The following is a 23,265-nucleotide window of genomic DNA, read 5'->3' on the forward strand; positions in this document are numbered from 1 at the left end:
AAGAGAATTGTCAATTTTGGTTCCGATTGTCTTGCGGATGCGAGTCGCCGACAGTGCCTCTCGTAACGTCGATGGTATTGCCCGTATTCTGCGTGTAATTGCCATCCGAATCTTTCTCGAAAGCAGACCATTGCTTAAAGCCACCGTTATCTTGCGTCAGCTTCCATTGCCAATCACCTGTACCGGAGGAAAAGGCGTTGAACTCGTCATGATCGTCGACGAAGAAGTGGGCGTGGTATTTACCGTCTTGATCTGCCGTGCCGGTTTTGAAATAATCGAAAAATTTGTCCATATCAAGGTTGACGGTATCTTTATATTTATCAATAAAGCCGATACCTTCGACATTCCTGATGCCACCGGAAACATTATAGATTGAACCATGGTGGCTATTCGGGATTGTAGCGCTTTTTACCATATAGTCGTTGCCTTCACGACCATCATAACTAATCAGGTTTGTATTGTCGTTATCCGGGTGAGTGGTGAAATAGACCATATCATCGCTCTTCGAACCTATAATGCCCGATATATTGACCAACTCATCGTTATGGTTCGGATTACCGCCACGCGTAATGTAGCCACCATATTCACTTGTAAGGCCGAAGTCCAAATATTCATCCGTCTGACTGTAATCGACAACGCCGTGTGTATAACTGGAACTCGCACCGCCATGGCTGATGAAACGGTCATTACCGCCCGTGCCACCGTTAAATTTATGTCCGCCGGCGCTGCTACCTTCAAACAAATCGTCACCTTTTGTACCATTTATGGTCCCGATGCGTTTGAATTCATCGTGGCCTTGGGTACCTACGGCAACATTGTGTTCATCAAAACCGGTAAAGCCTTTTACCGTTTTTCCTGAATAGCTTTGGCCATCATCCATTTTGACATAGACGCCATTAAGAAAACGACCCTGGCTCTCATAACTATAATCCAATATATCCTTGGAAGCACCGGCATCATTACCATCAATATAGCTGATGCCATCCTTACTTGAATTTTCTACAGAATAGATCTGGTCGGACTTATAACCACCGACCAATGTTCCGTCGGTACCCCAGCGGCCGGTTATTCTGTTGTTGACAAAATATGCACCATAAGCGTTTTCAAAATCATGAAGCTTGGTTGTATACCGCTGGCTATTGCTGTCCTTCCAAAGCGTTTGCGCTTCTCCGGTATCAAGATTAATTATCACATTTTCTCTAGGACCGAGATTCGGTTTATCTGCCCATGGACCAAGCTGATAAAGATCGCGCTCGTTATCATCCAACAAACCGTCAACACGCCCGCCTAAATCCGGTGCGCCGACAAAAAAGGTGTCAGAACCTTCACCGCCGTAATATTCATCATTACCTTGTGTTGCCAAGAAATAATTGTCTTTCTCGTTGCCGTAAATCAGATCATCGAATTTACTGCCAATAACGTTTTCGACATTGGTTATATGGCCTTTATCGGCACCATCAGCAAGTACCGCGCCATTACTGTCATGGCTGATAACAGAGCTATAGTCCGCGTAACCTTTTTCAGTTGCACCAAGATTGATATAAACGCCTTCAGTGCGCGCATTCGGATCTACTTTATCAGCGACCGGATTACCGTTGGCATCTGTGCTTTCCAGAACATCCTGAAACGAAATCCAGTCGTTTTCCTTGCCACCATCGGTTCGTGTGCCACCATCATAGGCGAGTTTGCCTTTACCAACATAAACAATATCGGTACCTGTTCCGCCGTTAATAATGGTTTCTCCGGTTGAACCGCCAAGGTAATATTTGTCATAGCCACCGCGGTTGTTGATAACCGTGCGACCTGTTGAATATTGCAGGTTATAAATGCCGTCCGATTTTCCATCATCGGTGCCAAGGCCGCTCGCGCTGCTATCAGCGGCATTGGTAATGCCATCCGTTATGGTTGTCGAAGCAGACGAATATTTGAAATCGAACACGTCGGCATCTTGTGCGGTATAATGTTCATGTTTTGCAACCGGAGTAACAGTACTGGGAAGAAAATTGCCGGATTGGTCGGTATTATTGCCATCTTTGTCCTTATAAACCGACATGTGCCCTTCTTCATCATAAACAATTCTGTCGGCGTTATTGGAGGTGCTTGCATTACCACCACCGTCAAAAATCGTAACATCGCCTTTAGCGTGCTCGAAGTTGTATTTATCGGTGTTGTCACCATCGCTAATCTTGACAGACGACGATGACGTTACATTTTCACCGTCCTTATTAACAAATCCGGAATTCTCGAACGTGTATTGGCTTTTGCCTGTTATATCCTTGATGATCGTTTCTTTGTTTGCCGAACTGGTGAAATTATAAGTATCAGTTCCTGCTACTCCATTACCCGTTGTATTGTCGCCATTATCGTTAATGGTTACTTTGTCGATTGTCGAATTCGTAAAGTTATAAGAATCGGAGCCTCTAGCCTCGGTAATATCAACAGTTTTCAAATGACTATTGGAAAATAGGTAGGTGTCATCAACAGAATAAGTATAATCGGTTCCCTTATCGACAATGGTCACTGTACCCCGTTGACCATCTGCCTGACCGGCATCCGAATATTGGAACGAATAGGTGTCGGCCTCGCCGTTATCGGTGATATTGACCACGGTGTTTCTTATACGGCTATCAAACGTTCCATCGCCAAAGTTATATTTATCGCCGGCATAATTATTAAAACTGGTATCAACAATTGTCACAATAGAATCATGAACTTTGGTAAAGCCATATGTATCGTTATAAGCACCTGCATCATAAATATAGACTTTCGAGTGAGCAGAAGTAAAATCATAAGAGTTCCGCCCTACTCCAGTATCCGTTATACTAACATTGTAGTTGTCCCCGCTAGCAAAACTGGTCGAATCCGTTCCACTAAAAAAATAATTATCTGCACCGTAATTGTCTTTAATTGTAATTGTATTTGAATCGCTCGTTAGCGAATTCTGAAAAGAATAGTTGTCATCACCCGTCTGATCGGTAATATCGACTTTTGTTTCTACCTTTTGGAAGTAATATCTAGTGGCTCCGCTACCTTCCGTTATCGTCACACTACCGCCCTTGGCACGATTGAAGTAAAAATTGTCAGTCGGAATATTCCTATTTGAGGTGCTACCACCATCATTAATTGAAACTGTAGAATTAACGATGTCATTGAAATAATAAATATCATTCCAAGTAGAATTGTCGATAATCGTGATTGTTGAACTGTCTGTCCGGTTGAACAAATACTTGTCCTGTCCATCCTCATCCTGAATATTGACAGTGACATTCGAAATATGGTCAGTAGCCGTATCATTATTGGTAGCAAAATCGTAAGTATCGTCTACGGAATTCCCTTGATATTCATGAATATCGACTTTCGCGTTCACCGCATTGTGGAACAGGTACGTATCTTGATAGTTGCCTCTGTCTTCGATTTTTACTGTCGAGACAACCGAACTGTTGGCATCGCCAAAATTGTTGAAATTATAGTTGTCCGAACCCCACTGATCAGAAATAGTAATATGAGCCGCACCGGATGCAGCTGCAGCTGTCGCTTTCACATCATTGAAGTAATAGTTGTCATTTCCCGAATTACTGCCACCCTGATCGTTGATAGTAACAGTGTTAGTCTGATCAACCGTTATACGGTTGAAGTAATAGTAATCGGAGCCACCACCATCGGTTATTGAAACCTTTGTATGGGAGTCATTGAAGAAGTAACTATCCCTATCATTGGAATAATTATTGTTGAATGCAGAATCCACAATGGTGACCGAGCCACCTTGCGTGCGTTCGAAATAATACTGGTCTTGACCGCTTTCGTCGGTGATATTGACAGTCGTATTGGTGATATGATCGGTCGGGTTCTGACTACCCGTACCATGGGTAGCAAAATCGTAAACATTGTCAAGATATTGCGATGTGTAACGATTATCGAAGTAATCGTGAATGGTAATATCCGAGTCAATTGCCTCATGAAACGTATAATCGTCGTTACCCGCTCCATGATCGTCAATCTTCACCTTACTGGTGATGTTATTGAAATGATAGTGGTCGGCGCCACCTGCGTCATAAATAACGATATTTGCATCCGCTCCCGTGGCAAGCTCTGTTGCTTTGGTTCCGTTGAAATTATAATCGTCCGTATAATTGCTATCGCTGTTATCGGTAATTTTAATTGTATTATCAGCCGATGTTGTAGAATCGCTGAAATCGTATTTATCAGCGCCATCCTTATCGGTAATATCGACTTTCGTGTCGGCAGCCGAAAAATGATATTCGTCAGCTGCCAGTGTTCTGTCGCTTGGACTTCCAACACCGGTGTCCTTGATGGTTACAGATCCACCGGTCGTGCGATCGAAGTTATAAAGATCATTGCCATGCTCATCGGCGATAGCAACGGTCGTATCTTTAATATGGTCAGTGGCGGTTTCGTCATTATCCTTTAGCGTTGCAAAGTCATAAATGTCGTTGCCACCAAGATAGATGCCATCGTTTTTATTGTTAATCGTAATATCGGATTTATCGGCGTTGTGGAACGTAAAGTTGTTATCGCCCGAGCCAATATCATCAATACGGACTTTGCTTTGAACCCTGTCAAAATGATATTCGTCCTTGCCGCCATTATCCGTGATCGAAATATTCGCGGCATCGCCTTCTGCCATGCTAGCCGATGTTACATCATTGAAATTATAACTGTCGTTGGCGGTACCATAATCCTTGATCTTGATTGTGTTATCCGCACTCGTCTTTGCATGATCAAAGGAATATTTATCAGCACCATCCTTATCGGTAATATCGATTTTTGTGTCAGCGCCTGAAAAATGGTACTCATCCTCGGCTGCATCTTTTGCGCTGATCACACCTTCGTCGTCAATCGTGACAGAACCACCTTTTGTGCGGTCAAATTGATATTTATCGCTGCCATTTTCATCAAGAATAGTAACAATGGAATTCTCGACATGATCTATTGCGGTGCTACCGGCTGAAGCCAAAGTAGCAAAATCATAGACATCGCTGCCGCTTAAACTGTCACCATCATTGAGATCATTGATCGTAACATGATTGTCTTTAATATTGTGGAACTGGTACTGATCGTTACCGGCTGCCGAGTCATTAATTTCTACACGATTGGTCGCCTCTTCGAACTGATAGATATCACTTCCACCCTTATCGGTAAGCTTGTTTTCACCGGTTGAGGAAGTAAAATTATAGGTATCATTCGAGTCCGCCTTGCCACTATCGACAACGGTATTGTTGCCCGAAGAATTGACAAGATTATAGATGTCGTCCCCAGAGCCGGCAAATAATTGGTTATTACCGCTCGAGCCCTTAATAATGGCGCTGTCTTGTGGATCGGTCATCTGCATGTCGAAAACGTTATTGCCATCACGTCCGTCGAAATAATAGGAAGTCGCAGTGTCGCCAATCAAAAAATGATCATCGCCCCTGGTACCGACAATTTCGGTAAAATTATGCATTTCGGCAATATCGCCATTACCGGTATCGGTTATCTTGTTATTGGCAACATCGTATACCAGTCCTGGCAGTGCGTTTGACCCCTCGTCGGTGGTAATCGGATAATCATCACCGAAGATCAGGCGGTTTGTACCACCCTCGCCATCGTATTTGATATGGTTATTGAATTGGGAAGCATAAATCGTATCGTTTCCGCTGCCGCCATAAATTTCACGTGCATTCGGCGTCTTCGGCAAAACAATCGCATGATTACCATTGATAATCGTATCCGGATGATCTCCGTTATACTGGTTGGTAAATTCGGATTTGGCTTTGGTTATCCTGCCTTGAGCATCAACCCAGGTAATATTGACGTTGTTGCCGTTATAATCGACATTACCCTTATAGTTAACGAATATCTCGTTATCTTTAAGTTCGATACCGTATTTGGCAACAAAATCATCATATCCGGGGCCTCCCTTCCAGATGATGGTCATGCCGTCCGGAATGCCGGTTACGTTCTTGATACTTTTACCGGCAACAGATTCTCCACCTACCAATTGGTCGAAGCTGACAATACGCCCTAAACGACGATCCAGATTGTTCGGGTTGTTTTCTGTATTGACCTGACCATATTTGAAGGCCTCGTTATCGGCATGGACTGTAAAACCTTTTTCCTGATCAGCTTCATTGCGCAAATCAAGAATAGCAGGTTCGCCATATTGAACGCCAAGATCAGGATTTGTACGTGCAGCAGGCGAACCGCCGCCCATATGCCAAACGGACGTTTCGGTTCCGTCTGCATTTTCAACAACCGTTTTGGTGTTTGTTACCTGATAAAGGTTAGCCTTGTCGACAAATGGTAATCCGGCCGGGTTGTCATTATCTCCGTTCCCGTGATCATTGTCGTTATTGTTATCGTTATTACCGCCATTTTGATCATTGTTGTTATCGTTATTGCCACCACCGTTATGATCACTGCCATGATCAGGGTTGGTAGGCGTTGTTGGCGTTGTTGGCGTTGTTGGCGTTGTTGGCGTTGACGGTTCCGAAGGCGCAGATGGAAATACCGGAGCAGGCATTGGCTCGGAAGGAGTGTTGGTTGGCAGCGGTGCACCGCCTCCCGATGTCGTTGACGGCATAAAACTTATCGTATCATCAAGCATAGATGGCGGATTGCCCAAAAAATCGGCCACAGACAGACGGTCATCGCTGTTGCCTTTCCCGCCACTCTGGCCGCCTGTTACGTCGTCGGAATCAAGATCTGTCGATTCGCTTACCGGCGCCGACTGGACAACAGCAACCAGAGGATCGACATTGGCATCGCTCTTGATATTGTTTTCACGAATTTCACTAAGTTCGGGGCCGGGTTCGATCAGATCGGCACGTTGGAACAATTCATTCGACGAAACAACTGTCCCATCAGCAAAATTCAGGTTGAACAAATTTTCATGCATAGACGACATTTGCGCCGCCTGAACCAATGTCAGTTCGGAACCATCCTGCGTACGAATGACAACGTCACTCCCGCGAATAATAATCTCGACTTGGGAAATAGCTAGCGGTACATCGTTATCCGAATAAGTGTCAACAAGAACGGACACACCGTCCTTCTGCGGAAAAGGTAGTTTCATTTCGATATAACCCTTAAGATAATCCAGTACCCCGACATTGAAAAAAATCCCTCGACTAGAATATAGTTATAGCCGATCTTTTTAACAAGCTCAATTGCGACACAGTGCCTCTGTCACTCGCTGAAGACAACCGACATTCCATCAATAAACGGTTTGAAAAGATATTGCAGGAATGTTCTTTGTCCGGCGAGCGCAAATGTCTCGACCGTCATACCCGGAAATATCTTCAAACTTTCATTTTGCTTGGGATCCATTGTCACGGTAACTTCGTAATAACGTCCCCCTTTGTCTTCCTCGCCGACAGCATCCGCACTGATGACCGAAACCTTCCCTTTCAAAGTGGGGCTGCTGTAATTGGAAATAGCAAGCACCCTTACACGCACATCCTGCCCTACCCACAAGCGGTCGCGATCTTGCGGGTTAACTTTGACATCCGCAACCAGAGGTACTTCGCTTGGTGCAATCTCGAACAATTTTTCACCCGGTCGCAAAACCGCTCCCACATGGGGCATAACAACCTGTTGGATAATACCGTCGACAGGCGAAACAACTTCCGAATTTTTTGCTCTCTGCCTACTTGCTTCCCACTGTGCTTTCGCTGTTTCGAGTTTAACCTGAACTTCGGCAAGTTGCTTGTTGGCATCCTCGTTGAATTCGGTTCTATACATCGACATTTTGAGTTTTGCCTCGTCACGCGCGGAGGTCATTCCCGGCACTTTGGAGCGCGCGTCGGCAAGTGTGCTCAAAACTTTCTGATATTCGAGACGCCGCTGGACAAGCGTTGCTTCCGGTGCCGCGCCTCTCGCGACCAGCGGCTCGAGAAGCTTGATATGTTCATTTGACAATTGCATTTCGGCGCCAAGATTGTCGATTGCAATCGCATTCGACGCAAGCTGGGCTTCTTTTTGTTCATATTGGGTTTTGGCTATAGCAACTGACTCGTCGAGTGCGCGGCGGCGGGCATTATATAAGTCGGTTTCATTCTGGTAGATTTCGGCCAATTTCGGATTTTCCGGTTTAGGTGGCTTGAAGTCCTTGCCGGCAAGCTCCGCACGCAGGCGCTGTTCACGTAATTCATAAGCACGAAGGGCAATAAAATTGCTTTCGTTATCTTCAGCCACTGTCAAATTTTCGACGTTTGCCAGAACCTGTCCTGCTTTGACTGTTTCACCATTGGTCACGAGCAATTGTTTCAACACCCCGCCTTCCGGATGTTGTATCTCGATATTATGGCCTTCAACACGAATAATTCCGTGCCCGCGCACCAGAACATCGAATGGCCAGAATGCAGCCCACAAAATAGCAGCCAGAATACACAAAGCCAAAGGCCACTTCCCTTTGAGAATAAGCCAAAGCCCTTCGTTTGTTTTTCTCGATCTACTGTGTTTTGCGGTTATTTGCATCGGTATCTTCAACACGTAATATAATAAAGTCGTCTGTATTATTAGGCACAATCAGATTATCAAATCTAATGTTTTTGATGATGGCACCTTCTTTCTGCAATACGGCCATCGTCGCCACAGCACGATTGACCTGCATCAATAATGTATCACCTGTTGAAACATTTATACTCCGTCCGACCGAATAAATGCGTAATTTCTCAGTTGCCAGAATGCTTTTATTTCTTAATGCCCATGCGCGCACTTCGTTTTGTTGAACACCTGTCAAATAGGTCCTGTTCAATTCGACATTGATACGCAAATCACCGTCGCGCGGTTGCAAGACTGCTGTATCAACCATCACCAGCGGCAATTTGGTTGCAACCTGTTCCGTGCCGTCATTAATGTTTCCATCCGACGACGGTTTATTTTGTTGTTTTTCTACTGTCTCACCGAATTTTGAGGCAGGTTGCTTGGCATTCTGCTCGGATTGCGATTTCTGATTGCCTGCCTCTTGCTCTTCCGGTCCCGCTATTTTAGAAGTTGCCACAATAACCTGGAACAACATAGCCAGCAAAAGAAAAACCATCAAAAGAACAGTGAGCATATCGGCATATGCAATCCAGATATTCTCGCCACCACGTTTTTGTGCCATTATCAACGCTCCACAAGCTGAAGAGCCACAAGTCCGTCACGCGGCTTACCAGCAAGATAATAGATACTGAACACAGCGCGCATAAAGCCATAACGGGCGTCGATAGCATCCGTTCTTGATGTAAAATATTCGGTCTCTGCTGTGATCAGATCGGAAAGTTTCCGATCACCGAGACGGAACTCTTCAAGGTAAAGACCACGTGTCTTATCGGCCTCTTTGGACGCTTCTTCACTGATTGTCCATTGCTGCGACGTAATATCAATATCACCAAGCAAAGCCCGCACCTCGTCATTCACTGTCGAGCGTTCCTTGCCAAGCTGTGCCTCGTTGACATTCAATTGTGCATAGGCTTCACGAATTTTAGCCTTTTTCGAAAGGTCAAAAATATCGAATGTCAGTTTGAGCTGAACCCCGCCATCAGTGTCCGACACGTTATAAAGATTGTCCACATTTTCCAAGGTACGCTTATAATCGATTGTCAAATCCAGCCTCGGTTTCAAGCTCGCTTTGGCACCGACAACATTTTTCCGGCTTCCCTCCAGCGCCGCACCTCGTGCAAGCACTGCCGGATTCTGATCTGCCGCATTGACTGCAACATCATCAAGATCTCTGACCTTGGGAAGTGCCATACGCTTGGCAGGCAATGCCTCGACCTCTATTCCCACAAGAGCATTCAACTTCTGCTGGGCACGCGACAATTTGAGCTCGATATTCTTGCGGCGATTAATTGCATTGCTTAAAGCCAGACGCCCGCGCACAGCATCCGATTGCGGCGAAATACCGCCAACAACACTTTCGCCGATTGTTTTATTGAGAGATGTAATCTTGTCAACATAGGCAATTGCCGAACGAAGCTGTTCTGTATAAGACTGGACAGCCATATAGGCATTGGCCGTATTATACAGCACCGTTAGATCTTCGGCATGTTTTGCGTGGCCGCTCGCCCGCAAATTATAACTTGCAGCCTCTTTGTCGGCATCACGTCGCCCAAAATCATAAATACTGTAGCTAACATCGAGACCGGCGAAAGCTGTATCGTCAAAATCTCTGTCGCGACTGGTGATACCGCCATCGTAGCGCAAATTCGGAGCGGTCAATTCGGCACCGACCGTCGGATAATATTTGGCTTTCGCCTGATCAAGCCGACTTTCAGCAATATCAAGCTGGCTCTTTGCCACTTTGATTGTCCACGAATAATCGTGGGCTTTCTTCAACGCTTCATCAAGAGTTAATCTTTGTTTTTCCCGCTTGAAAAATTCTTTGGATTTTTCTGTTACCGGAGTAATACCATTGGCAGCTCCGGCTTTTTGACCGTCTTCCGAACGGTTGCTATCCTTGACCGCCTGAGTTGTCATTGTATCGACACCTGTACGGGCAACCGCACCCCTATTCTGTGCACAGCCGGTCGAAACAACGCTGCAACTTACCAGTAGAATAGACACCACACGCTTAAAACTGTTTGAGCAATTCATTAGAATTAGCCTTTCGTGGGTGGAACATCACTGACCTTTTGTGCGGCTTTGATGGCAGAGACAATGGAAACACGTGCTTCAGTTAAATCCCGCATCCCCTCCATTACAGCTTTTTGTTGTGCGCGCATAACCTGCGTTGCGCTCTCCAAAGCTTCTTTTTGTTCGTCATTATGAGAAACCAGCCGCCCGGCCGATTGGTCAATCGAACCAGCAAACCCTTGAATCTGTTTCAATTTTTCAAGAACTGCTTCGATGCCGGTCGTAATTTCAATCCGCATCTGGTTCAAACCGGCAGTTGCCTGGGCAATTGTCTGGCTATTGTTTTCCTGAGCCTCGGTTCCCCGTGCAATATAGGCACTATTGGTTTTGACCACGTCGCTCAGATGGACAAGCATCTCATAGCTATTCTGGATCAGTTCGACAATTTGTCTTGTCGCTTCACCATTCGCTGCAACAGTCGATAACATCGCATCGACAGAACGCTTGTTGTTTTCCGATTGTTCGGACACAACAGCAAGCATCTTGTCCATGGTTTGCTGTTGGGCAGCCTGCCCTTCGACGAAACTACTGGATATTTCAATAAATTTTCCGGTATCTTCATGCGAAAACTCGACATGACGGGAAAGAACTGCCGCCAATCTGTTGATTGCACGTGTTGTCGCGTCGATTGTGCCGGTCTCGCCAGCCATTTTGGAAGCTTCTTCACCACTTGCGACAAACGACCATTTTTCGATATCGTATACGATACCTTCTGTTGTACGCCCTATGAAATGGGCAATCAAACCGGTACAAATAGATGACCCCAAACCGAACATGGATGAAGAAAACGCGGTTGCCATACCACCGAGAGGTGCTGCTAACGAATTGACCAGCGACTTCGCCTGAATTTCATCGGCTGATGACAAAACGTCGATAGACCCGCGAATACCTTCCATAGTAAATGTCAGACCGAAAAACGTACCGAGCAGCCCCATGGAAATAACAGCGCCGGCTGCATAGAACAGAAAATCGACACGCCAATCAAGCGCGGTTGAAACGAGGGAAATAGCCGAATTGCGCTCATCTTCATTAAAGCTGATCAGATCACGCAAACGACCACGCAACAACCGCATGCAGCCTTTCAAAACCGGCTCTTCGTTATCACGTGGGAAGCTTCGTTTGAATTTCTGCCACTGCGCCATTCCGCGCTTGAGATAAAAAATTGTGTAGAGGGCATAAGACAATACGATAACATCGAAACAAGCGATAATCGAGTTGAAAACTATATTATGTGCTACAAAATCACCGTGGAAAATTAAGGTATAGAGCAATGCAAAGAGCGACAACATTGCCAGAAGCAGTGAAAAATAAAGCACAGAACGTGTAGATCTCATATGACCCTCTCAAAAAAGAAACAAAGCATGACTTGTATTCAGCCTTTTCTTTACATTGGTTAATCACCGAAAACTCGTCCCGACAATTTTGTTTCTAGCAACCCGTTTTGAACCCCATCCGCATGTTCCTATGCAGTTGCCGGTTAAGAATCAGTTCCACCTTTTAACGATTTGGCAGAACTTTTCAAGGCATGGTTAATTTTTGTTTAACTAATTTCGTGAAATCATCATGGTGTATTCGCATCATATTGACCCCATACAAAATATATCAGAAAACCTGAAAATAGCCATAGACAACCTCGGTCGTCCTTGTGATTAATATTGTTTGACAAAAAATTAATCAATCTGAGGTTGATAATTAACCACTGAATTAATGCAGATCAAGAGACCATTTTTAAAAAACTGTTTTTGATATCCGGCCGACTATTTTATAATCGTAATTTATAAAAATTAAACGTTATAATTTTTATTCAATGAATAATATATTCAATTGAACAAATATATATTTTGTATTTTTATTTTTTAAAATAATTATATTTAATTTAAATTATAACTATATTTATAAATTTTGTTTTATTTAATGTAATTAATTTTTAATTTGTAAATTATAATAAAAATTACTTTTGTTGAAATGTTTTCTTCAATTTTAAATAATTTAAAAATTTGTGGATAACATTAAAACCTTTTTTGTCTGAACGATTTTACGTAGTCGCTTGAATAGCTTTTTAAACATTGGCGTATCAAACTTATGCGGAGCTGCTTCATTTCCAATTATCCATATTCCAGAGCTCTACGCCGATCTCGCTCATTATCATGTTTTGTGTCAAAAGGAAAATCCTGTAATGAAATGCAAAATCGCAAAATCTGGTCGTTTGATAAAACGGTAAAGCCTGATCACTCAAAACTATAAGTCGACTTATTATAGTGACGTTTTGTCGGATTAAATTATTCCTGAAAACCAGCATTGAACAATTTAACAGGCTTGTTTAAAACCTATCACTAAACGGGTTTTAATGGGTTGTCGGAGCGTTAAATATATCAAAGAGTTGGTTTTCGTCGGTTCCTTTGTTCAACATAAACAAAGCGGTTTTCCCATCGGTAAAGACCGTTTGGAAACCGATAACGGCAGAGCTATTCAAAAAATCCCGGTTGTTTTCGAAATTTTCTTTATCATCACGCAACGACGCTACAAAATTGTTTTCATAAAGGTCGGCAACGATTGTTGAAGCCTGTTTGGTCAAGACATTGGCTTTGTCGCCATAATAAAAGCCTTTGACATCGACAACAACGCCACTATCGAAACCATCTGCTTCGGAAAAGGAAAGGTCAATCAAATGGGTTGCTCCGAGATTATCGCGATAATTTTTGCGAATACTCATGCGCGCACCGAGTTTACCATCATCGGTTTTAAAATCGGCAACCAAGGCCGTTTCATCCAATGGATTTTCCGCTGAACGCGGTGCCTTTAACGACCATGTGACAGTTGATTGCATTTTAAGCTCACTGCCTTTCTTATCATTGACAAGTAAAAGGCCAGGCTCGGTTTTTTCCACACGCGCACTTTCCGTTGCAGGCGAAGGATTTTCCGGCTTATTCTTGACACTTACGGCCGATTCAACCGTAACATTTTCACTTGGCGTTTCTTCTAGAACTGGCCGCATCACCGATACTGGAAGAGAAGCAAGTCTCACATCCGTTTTTCTATCAATTTGGGACGGTGCTTCATGCGGTTTTCCAGATACATTTGTCTGCACATTATCCAGCTTCACTTTTTGACCGGATGATTTTTGTGGTTCACCAAGTTTTTCGTCTGTAATTTTTTTAGCGAGATTGTTAGGAGTGCTTTTCTGATTTGCCCTCGCATTGTCATTTTTCCGCGACAAATTTTTCGCGTTATCATTTGGCTTTTTACGATCGGCAGCAGTCATTTGTGCCCAGTCAGCATTATTGCCGGCTTTATCATCTCTCGTTGCGATATTTTGCGGTTGTTGCTCACTAAGCGGTACCGATGGTCCTGAACGACCGAGAAAATAAGCACAAAAAACCAGCGCAAGAATAAAGAATATGCCAACAGTACCCGACCGGCCAGCTAACATCCTTGCAATGCCGTTCTGACAATATCGCCACGACAGCAAGCGACTTATTGTCTTACCCTTGTCTTTATGGTCAAAAGAAGAAATTGGCGGAAAAAGATCTTGTTCCGGTCGATTGCTATCTTTGTAACCAAGCCGGTTAAAAAATTCGGTTCGCTTTTGCTCGAATGTGTCGGCAATATCGCCTGTGCCCTCTTTTTGTGAACCTTTACCCAATCCCCCATTGAGAAATCCTTTTTTTTGTTCATCCCCCCCCTTTCCCGAAATATCCGGAACGGAAGACGTGGAAATGTCACTCTCTTCATCAATAAGAGTAGTACCGCTATCGACGGAGGTGATTATGCTATTTTCGGCAACAACCTCTCTTTTTCTATTTGCGTTTTGCTGCCGCGCAGAAAAAGGGGGATTGCCGCCCCGTGTTTCTTTCTCTTCTCCGGAAATCTTATTAACCAGAGCGGAGGTTCCGTCCGAAAAAGTCCTCTCCGACAAAAAATCCGTTTGCGTTTCAGGAATTATATCTGCTTTTTGTGCTTCACCCCGCTTATCGCGCTCGAATGCTTGCGCCGTAGACACTTTATTAACAGCGTTTTCTGCTGAAACAATGCGGTTCGCACTTCCCCTATTCCCTTCATGCACAGGCATATTAACGGGATTTGCTTCGGTTGGGATTAGACCCGATTCAAAACTGTTTGTACCCGCTTGCCCATTCGGGGCTCCGGAAAAACTTTCTGGTTTTAGGCCGCCCTTGGAAAATGGCGTCGTCGACGCCATAACAACTGTTTCTGTTTTGAAGCCAGCTATTTTAGCATGCTCACGATTAACTGTTTTATTATTGACAGCCTCTCTATTAAACGCGTCGAAAGGCTGACTTTCCATGCGAGTCGACATTCCACCAATTGTGTCAAAAGCATTCTTGCCGGAAAGGATTCCCGCTGAAACCGGATAGGCCGGTGTATCGATATAGAGGGGATAATCGTCAATGCCCGAAGCGCGGGATAGCCGTCGTTCATCTCCCGCAAAACCGAAGACGCCAGCCACTTCGTTGAGGCCTTCAGAATTTCTCGTGTTCATATCTTTCCCGACGCTATCTTTTCCTGCAATATCTTTTTCGCTAATGCTTCTTTCGCGAATAGCTGTCATGCGTTGGGCTGCTTTGCCTGCCGAAACAAAACTATTCTGTTTTGGCAATGGAGCTTCCGATTGACCGGCACTAATTGATGTCTCTTCTATCCCCTTTTTGTCACGACTGGCAAAAACTGCCCGCTGCTTTGTCGATTGATTGTTTTCTAATCTTGTCCGATTTTTTGCATCGTCCACAAAACCATTTTCTGTCATCATCCGTTTAATGCGATTTTTCCGCTCTTGCCTTAATAGGTCGAGCGGCACAACTTCCGAACGGATTTCATTGACCTTTTTTTTCTGCCTACCGGGTTGATCCACAAAGTCGTTTTGTTCTACAAATTCTTTATCGTTTGAAATTTCGTTGAAAAATTCCCCAAGACCTTCATCCAACAGGTTGGTATAGCCTTCATCAAAATCGGAACCCGAATGACCGGGCTTGGCTCGATTAATCTGATTGTTGCGGTCCGGGGAACCCGCTCTATCGCCATTAAAACGCAAATCTGCAAAGTCGAGATCAAAGGGCTCTTCAGAGAGAACTTGCGAATGCCTCCCTCTTCCATTTCCTAACGCGAAAACTTTATCTTCTTCCTCAAACGGGAATGCCTGCCGTGGTTCAACCCTGCTCTGATTCTCCATTATACGCGCCGGCTTTGCCGAAAAAGTGCGAAAGTTCTTCAGGGCACTGCCGCCATCGCTATACTGGTCAAGATAATCCGGAAGGGGTGCATTGTAGGAAAATCGCCTATTGGCACTGTCGTTTTTGTGGTCGAAAAATCCTGGCACCATAACGTAAGAAGCTTCGACTTCACAGATAGCGGCCTCAAGCTTAAGCAAATAGGAACGACGGAGCAATTCCGGAGCGCCCATCTCGACAAGTCTGGACTTGATTTTGGAACGTACCTGTTCATAAATACGTTGCCGCACCTGCAATGTCGGCTCTAATGTCTGCCTTTTTATCGACTTCTTGAGCAGTTCGGCAAAATTGACCATAGTATAGCCTTAATTCCCCTGAAGCAAATCCTGTCTTTGCCCGGTTCGTATATTAAGAATAAAGTTTATTGTTAATTGGGATATTATCAATAAATGTTACTATGTTAATCTACTTTATTTTGTTATTAACAAATAACGACATTTCAAAACATGTGTTCTCGGATACATGTTGATGAAGATAGGTGGCCCACTCTTCTATTGTTGGGGTTTAAAGAGCGGGCCTGGGACAAAATGGGTGAAAGAAGGGTTTGGTCTATCACCCTGCAATTGTCCCATTTTTCTAACGTTCGCGTAGAGCCTCCTTAGCCCGATTGAGCGGTTTGATAAGATAATCAAGTACGGTTTTTTCACCGGTGCTGATTTCGGCAGTTGCTACCATTCCCGGAATAATCTGGTGTTTTTTGCCATCTTTGGTTTCAAGATAGCTGTGGTCTGTCAGGATATAGGCGCGATAATAATAGACACGCTTGTCGACATCGTCCTCAATGGAATCCGGTGAAACCATTTGCACATGGCCAGGCAACGAACCATAAATTGCTGAATCATAAGCGGTGATTTTCACATTCGCCTTCTGGTCCTTATGGATAAAAGCAATGTCACGCGGATTTAATTTGGCTTCGATAAGAAGCTGGTCACCAAGAGGCACAATTTCCATAAGCGTGCCACCCGGCGCGACAACACCACCAATGGTGGTGACGCGGATATCTTTGACAATGCCTCTTGTGGGGGCACGAATGACGGTGCGGGTTAACTGGTCCGCCAATCCTTCCCGTGCTTTTAACAATGGTTCGAGATCGGCCATGGTTTTAGTAAAATCACCACGCAATGCGACATAATATTCGTTTTTTGTAGCCGCAAGGCGTGAAGAAAGTTCGGCAGCATTTTGTTGAAGTTTCAAAACCTCGACTTCGCTTGCCGCACCAGTTTTAAGAAGCGGTTTGGCAATTTCAACCTGATTTTCTGCAAGTTTGACTTGTTCAGTGAGGTTGAGGACATTTTCCTTAAAAGCCTGTCTATTGGTGTAAAAAAGCTGGGTCTCGCGATCAATCACTTCCTTCTGTTGGCGTATATCCTGCGGATAATTGATTTTTTCCTGATTGTTCATTTCAGCGTCAAGGCGTGCGGCGCGCGCTTTAAGAGCCACAATTTTTGCAAGCGTTTCATCAACATTGGATTTGGCTTTTGCCGGATCAAGAGAAGCAAGAATTTGCCCTTCCTTGACTTCGTCTCCCTCTCGCACCATCAATTCGGCAAGAATTCCGCCCTCAAGGTTTTGGATAATCTGGCCTTTTGAAGCCGGCATCACTTTGCCTTCGCCAATTGCCACTTCGTTTAGTACGGCAAAATAAGACCAGACCATGAATATCAAGATCATTGCAATGATGACCCACAAAATGACATGGGCTCGCCGATTGATGCCGTGAATTTTTACAAGTGAATCGACATTCATCGTCATGCCCCCTGTTTTGACCGCGAAGATCCTTCGGGTGTTACCGTGTTAACCGGATGGATACCCAAAATCTCGTCTTTCGGTCCATCGCGGACAATCCGTCCTTTATCAACAACAATGATACGGTCAACGAGCTGCAAAACCGGATAACGATGGGTAGCTACAATAAATGTCCTCTTGCCGAGCCATGATTGCATCCGCTCAAGCACTGCTACCTCTGTTGCTTCATCAAGAGATGCCGTCGGCTCATCAAGAAGCACAATATGGGGGGAACGCAAGAAAAGGCGCGCCAGCATCAATGTTTGTTTTTGCCCTCCCGAAAGGCCGACACCGCTTTCACGAAGTTTCAGGTCGAGCCCGTGTGGCTGGTTGAGAAGAAGTTGATCGGCCGAGGATAACCGCAAAGCCTCAAGAAGTTGTTCGTCTGTTGCTAAAGGATTAGCGGCTAGAAGATTGTCACGCAATGTGCCGTAAAACAAACTTGACTCCTGAAACATTGCTCCGATATCACGACGGATATCTGCAATGTCGATCATGCCGATCGGCGTACCATCCAGAAACACTCTGCCCTGAACCGGCGCGGAAAGACCGGCAAACAAGCGAAGCAAAGTCGATTTACCGGCTCCAACACGACCGAGGATTGCAATTTTTTCACCGGGACGGACACTAAGTCTGGGAATAATCAAAGCCGGTTTTTCCTGCGGGCCATAAAGATAAACAAGGTCTTGCATCTGGTACTGACCTTTTAAAACCGGCTTATGGTAGTACTCCTTGTCGGTATCATGATCGACAGGCAAAGTAAGCAACCCGTCAAGGCCTCTTTTCCCAACCCTTGCATTTTGCAATTTGCTTAAAATAGCCGGAATTTGCGCAAGCGGTGCGATAGTGCGGCTTGTAAGAATTGAACAGGCAAGAACAGCACCAAATGAAAGTTTGGCATCAAGGATGCCGTAAACGCCGACGATCACCACGCCAACATAGGCGATTTGCTGCATTGTTTGAGAAAAATTCATGAGCATTGAAGCAATTTCACGCTGCTTTAAGCTGATTTTGCTGCTGACCTTGTTGACTTCATCCCACATACGGCGAAACCGCGGTTCAGCCTGCAACAATTTTATATCTTCTGCCCGATAGATCGACTCCATCAAAATGGCATTACGCATGGCCGATTCCTCCAACCCTTCATTGGAAAGCTTGGCCAATGGATATTGCGCTATAATTCCTGGAAGAACAATGAAGGGAATGGCACCAATAGGAACCAGAACAACCGGTCCACCAATAATCCAGATGATAACAAGAAAAGATACGATAAACGGCAAATCGATCAAAACACCGAGTGTGCTTGACGTCAACAATTCGCGCATCTGGTCGAGATCACGCAATTGCGAAATCAATGTTCCGGGCGACCTTGGTCTCGCATCATTGCGGATATTCAAGACGCGGGCAAAAAACATCGCTGACAACTTTAGGTCGGCCTGTTTGCCAAAATGATCGGTAACTGCAACGCGTGCGGTCTTTAAAACAAATTCAAGAAAGAGAGCGAGTGCAACGCCGGAAGCAAGAACCCATAACGTATTTGTCGAACGCCCGGGAACAACCCGATCCCACACTTGCATGGCAAAAAGCGATGTGCCGATTGCAAGCATATTGCCGACAAGTGACCCTAATCCCAATTGCAGAAATATCGGCCAATTGGTAACAAAAAGTCCTTTGAACCAGGATTTCGGTTTTTTTTGCAGATATTCGTCAAGCCGGTCATCGTGAACCGCAAGGTGGCGCTCAAGAAGAAGCAGTTTGATTTTTTCGGTTTTGACAATATCGGAAAACGGGATCCGTTTTTCAAAAGCGGTTTTGTCCGCTACAAAATGGATAATGGCTATGTTTTTGTCACGACCAGTCAAAAGCCCCAAGGTGCCATCGACCTGTATAACTGCGGGCAACATAACCGACGTGATTTCGCCAATCCCCACCTCGACGAAAGTTGCTGCAAGTCCGGAGGCCAATGCGACATCGATAATTGATTGTTCGGTTGCCTTTCTTCCGCTCCATTTGGCAGCGTTTCTCACAAGTTCATCCGATATCGGAATATCAAGCTGCCGGGCAGCCAATAAAAAAACATCTACCCATTTGGAAATCAACAAAGAGGCATCAATTTGTTCAAACCGGTCGGAAGATTTGTGAAACGCGTCACGATCTTTTTCCGGCTTGCGAGGGGACTGGTTCTCCGGCTTGCGAGGCGTTTTATTTTCAAGCGTTGCAGCCGATTGCGCAAACGTCTTTTGTTCCTCTTCACGTGCGTTTTTTTGAAATGTAGAAGCACCTTCCGCCTGTTGGTTTTGAAGCGGCGACACAGCATTCGTCTTGTTTGTTTTTTTCCTCCAGGGAAAAGATAACCAATCAGAGATAATTTTCGAACCGAACATTTTGAAACTTTCAACTGCGCTCACGCAAACGGGTGACCAACTGCCCCACCGCGTAATAGGCTTTGACCTTTGCATAGAGCCGATCAGAAATAGCTGTGATCTGGTCGCTTTCGGCCGAAAATGTATCCCGCTCGGCGTTAAGGACGTCAGTAAGCGGGCGTTTGTTCAAAGTATATTGTTGCCAATATAAGTCGCGCGAGGATAGCGACAAATTCATCAATTGTTTGGCATTATCCATACGGGCACTCGCGCCTTTTTCTTCCGTTTCGGCAGACCCTTTGGTGGTGCGCGAGACAAGCCGTTCGTTGTCGCGTGCCTGCCTTGCCGCACGCAACTCGGCTTCGGCCGCCTCAATCTGGTATTTTTCGCGTTTTCCTGTCGAAAATTGTCCACTCAATTGCAAACCGACAAATGTGCTGTCATTGGTTGCATTGCGTTGGCCGGTCGCTCCCGATTGGCTGACACCAAGACTTACAGAAGGAAATCGATCGGCTTTTGCAAGCCGCACTCTTTGTTGGGAAGCTCTCACTTCAGCTTCTGCCGCAAGAACTGCCGGTGTTTTGTCAATATCATCCTTCCCTTTGCTCAAACTATCCATGAAACGGGCCGTCTCGGCAAGTGTTGCCACCTTGGTCGGGCGAAAACCGCTAATTTGGGCAAACTTTCCTGCTGCCACATCAAAACGTGTTGTAGCCTGCAATAAATCCGACTTTGCCCGCTCCATTGCCACTTCAGCCTGATTGAGATCGGAAGCGTCGGAAAGACCGGCTTTGACGCGCTGGGAAATTTTATCATGTGTATCGCGCAACAAATTGGTTTCACGCTCTGCAGCACTGATGAGATCCTGGGCAGCCGAAAGCTCGATAAAAGTATTCGCCATATTCTGGGCAACATCTTCCATCGTGCCGGAAAGCTGATGTATCTGTTTTTCGTTGGTAGCTTGTGCCGCACCAATGCGGCTTGAAGTACGGCCAAAATCGTAAATAAGTTGCGTGGCTCCCAATGTGCCGCGCACATTTCCAGGGTCATTTTTGTTGTTGGAAGAGCTGTAATAACGGTTATAACCGGGATTGACGCTATATTGAAGGGTTGGATACCAAGCCGATTTTTCGATAGCTATTTGCGCCTTGCCTTGAGCGACAACCGCATTGGAACGCCCGATATCGGGGTGGCGGGCAAGAGCAACCCCGACTGCATCCTTGATGTCAATGCCGTTCAAACCGATTGTTTTGATAGGCCCATCTTTACCGCTTACACTTTGTAATTTTGCGATTGTCGCATTGTCGACATTTCCGGAAGATGTAACAGCTCCGCCAGTGGCTGTTTGTTGGTTGGGCACGTCACCCGCGTTAACTTTTGCACTGCCGTTATTCTGACCATTGCCGGTTGATATCGCAACATTTGGCGACAATGATTCGCCATTTTGGGCAAGCGGCTTTGCAGGTTGATGGCGTATCACGCGGGGGCTTTTAGACGCTGTCTTGTTACAACCACTAACACCAAAGCCGAATACAATAAGGCTCGCGCCAAGCACAAGCAATTTATTCAAAAGGATCAAGTTAGCGGTGTGTGGCACGTAAGTTTCCTTCCTCCTCTTGAAAACTATCCGGCTTGGCCGAAACCTGCACGTTGCTTCGTGGTGTACCATAAGATACACCGCGAGACAAAAAGTTTTGCCCGTTTACCCACTCTCTTTTTTGTACTTCTCTTGGTTGTGGTTGCGTAACCGGCGTACCACGCATCTGCATCAATTCTTGACCATATTGTTCCATTCTCTGGCGTATTTGCGGTGGCATATTGTTAAGTTCGCTCAATGCACCTTCGACACTCACAATAGCTAGAGGAGCAGCGACAAATATCCAGTTCATCAAATGATAAAGCGGCGACCAGCCGGTGTTATAGCCGTCAATATCAATAATGCGTGGCAAACGTTTATGAAAACAGGCCTCCATGGCTTCCAGACTTGTCGATCGTTCTGCCAGTCCGGCATCGCGCCAGAACGCATAATCACACCGGCCTCCATCATAATGCATCCGCAGAAAATCCGCTACCTCGCTGAAACTTTTATCATTTGCCTTATTGAACGCCTCAATTGTCTGTTCACCGATGATCCCGTGGCAAGAAAGAAAAGTCCGTTCCAATTCGCCAAGCTGTTGCAGCATAAGCCCCAGCGATGGCGTCTCTAGCGGGCTCACAAAACCCGATGCATCCCCCAACGCAACAACATTGTTTGTCCAGATTTTTTTAAAATTTCCCGGTTCAAAAGTCGTGATTCCGGTCGGAGTGATTGTAAAATTAAGATAGGATTGCAACTCGTCTTTGGCACGTGTTGCGTCGGTATATTGACCCGAAAAAACATATTGCGCCGAAACGTGACCAGCAAGCGGAACTTGCCATAAATAGCCTGCGCCAAGTGCGGTGGCTTCACTCACAAAGGATGGATTTTTTCGTCCATTCGGCATTGAAAATGACAACATGCTGTTTTCAAGCAGACTTCTAGAAAAAGATCGCCACTCGGATTTATATTTTTTGCCAGCACTGATACGCTCGAAACCGGAAGCGTCAATAACGAAATCCACTGCGACTTCTTCACCGCTATCAAGCTTTAAAGCAGTGACGTCACCGTTCGTGGCACTGACAAGATCGACTATCCGACCATTGCGGGAAGAAATCTGCCGGGACATACCTGCATTTTTTAACAATGTTACGAGTTTGCCGGCAGAAAAATGGAATGTCGGTTGAATGCCACTTCGCCGCAACTTGAAAACCGCATTGGCCTCGACTTGTGAAGAGCCGGCTGCAATCAGCAAAAAACCGGGAAAAAGCGTATGAAGAGGCGTCTTTGTGGCAATACGTGTGGCAAGGTAAGGCCAAACACCGCGATATGAAAAATCGATTTCTTCAACATGATCGTTGGGGGAAGGGAAGAGCTGGTAATAGATATCGTTCTGCCCGCCGTCGCGCCAGCCGTGATAGGCGTTCCCGATTTTGAATGTCGCGTCTGTTTTCTTCACAAACTCGTCAATATCAATAGAAGCGCGTTGCAAATTAGGAACGAAATTGCCAAGCCCGCCTTCGCCCCCTGAATAATGTGGCCGCTTCGGATCCTCGAAAACCACAATTTCCACTTTCGGGCTGAATACCCGACGCAGCATCAGCGCTGCAAACCAGCCGGTCACCCCCCCACCAATGACCGCTATGTTCTTTGCTTGCCCAAGATCCAGCAATTTTATCTC

General features: G+C 45.4%; 10 protein-coding genes. All 10 read right to left on the reverse strand.

Annotated elements, in window-relative coordinates:
- Nucleotides 1-10 precede the first annotated feature (10 nt).
- Entirely contained in the window at nucleotides 11-7,072 is a 7,062-nt protein-coding gene (locus H3S83_RS10125; protein ID WP_198239608.1) for a hypothetical protein, read from the reverse strand.
- Nucleotides 7,073-7,185: 113 nt separating this feature from the next.
- On the reverse strand, nucleotides 7,186-8,397 hold the full coding sequence (locus H3S83_RS10130) for an HlyD family type I secretion periplasmic adaptor subunit (protein WP_198239609.1): 1,212 nt from the start codon (nucleotides 8,395-8,397) through the stop codon (nucleotides 7,186-7,188).
- 52 nt (nucleotides 8,398-8,449) lie between these two features.
- Complete coding sequence (locus H3S83_RS10135; protein ID WP_198239610.1) at nucleotides 8,450-9,106, reverse strand: hypothetical protein; 657 nt, start codon at nucleotides 9,104-9,106, stop codon at nucleotides 8,450-8,452.
- Nucleotides 9,107-9,108: 2 nt separating this feature from the next.
- Nucleotides 9,109-10,578 (reverse strand): TolC family protein, encoded by a 1,470-nt coding sequence (locus tag H3S83_RS10140; protein ID WP_198223804.1) that lies wholly within the window; start codon nucleotides 10,576-10,578, stop codon nucleotides 9,109-9,111.
- 5 nt (nucleotides 10,579-10,583) lie between these two features.
- On the reverse strand, nucleotides 10,584-11,951 hold the full coding sequence (locus tag H3S83_RS10145; RefSeq protein WP_198223802.1) for a MotA/TolQ/ExbB proton channel family protein: 1,368 nt from the start codon (nucleotides 11,949-11,951) through the stop codon (nucleotides 10,584-10,586).
- Between the two features lie 1,010 nt (nucleotides 11,952-12,961).
- Nucleotides 12,962-16,156: a hypothetical protein gene (locus tag H3S83_RS10150; protein ID WP_198239611.1), complete on the reverse strand. Its 3,195-nt coding sequence runs from the start codon at nucleotides 16,154-16,156 to the stop codon at nucleotides 12,962-12,964.
- A 280-nt stretch (nucleotides 16,157-16,436) separates the two neighbouring features.
- Nucleotides 16,437-17,606: an HlyD family efflux transporter periplasmic adaptor subunit gene (locus H3S83_RS10155; protein ID WP_198223798.1), complete on the reverse strand. Its 1,170-nt coding sequence runs from the start codon at nucleotides 17,604-17,606 to the stop codon at nucleotides 16,437-16,439.
- A 2-nt stretch (nucleotides 17,607-17,608) separates the two neighbouring features.
- A complete protein-coding gene (locus H3S83_RS10160; protein ID WP_370541353.1) occupies nucleotides 17,609-19,957 on the reverse strand; it encodes a type I secretion system permease/ATPase in 2,349 nt (782 codons plus the stop codon).
- Between the two features lie 82 nt (nucleotides 19,958-20,039).
- On the reverse strand, nucleotides 20,040-21,605 hold the full coding sequence (locus H3S83_RS10165; protein WP_343211500.1) for a TolC family protein: 1,566 nt from the start codon (nucleotides 21,603-21,605) through the stop codon (nucleotides 20,040-20,042).
- Entirely contained in the window at nucleotides 21,589-23,256 is a 1,668-nt protein-coding gene (locus H3S83_RS10170; RefSeq protein ID WP_198239614.1) for a tryptophan 7-halogenase, read from the reverse strand. The genes H3S83_RS10165 and H3S83_RS10170 overlap by 17 nt, the downstream gene beginning before the upstream one ends.
- Between the last annotated feature and the right edge of the window lie 9 nt (nucleotides 23,257-23,265).

The sequence above is a fragment of the Bartonella sp. W8122 genome (assembly GCF_016102485.1).
Taxonomy (GTDB): Bacteria; Pseudomonadota; Alphaproteobacteria; order Rhizobiales; family Rhizobiaceae; genus Bartonella; species Bartonella apihabitans.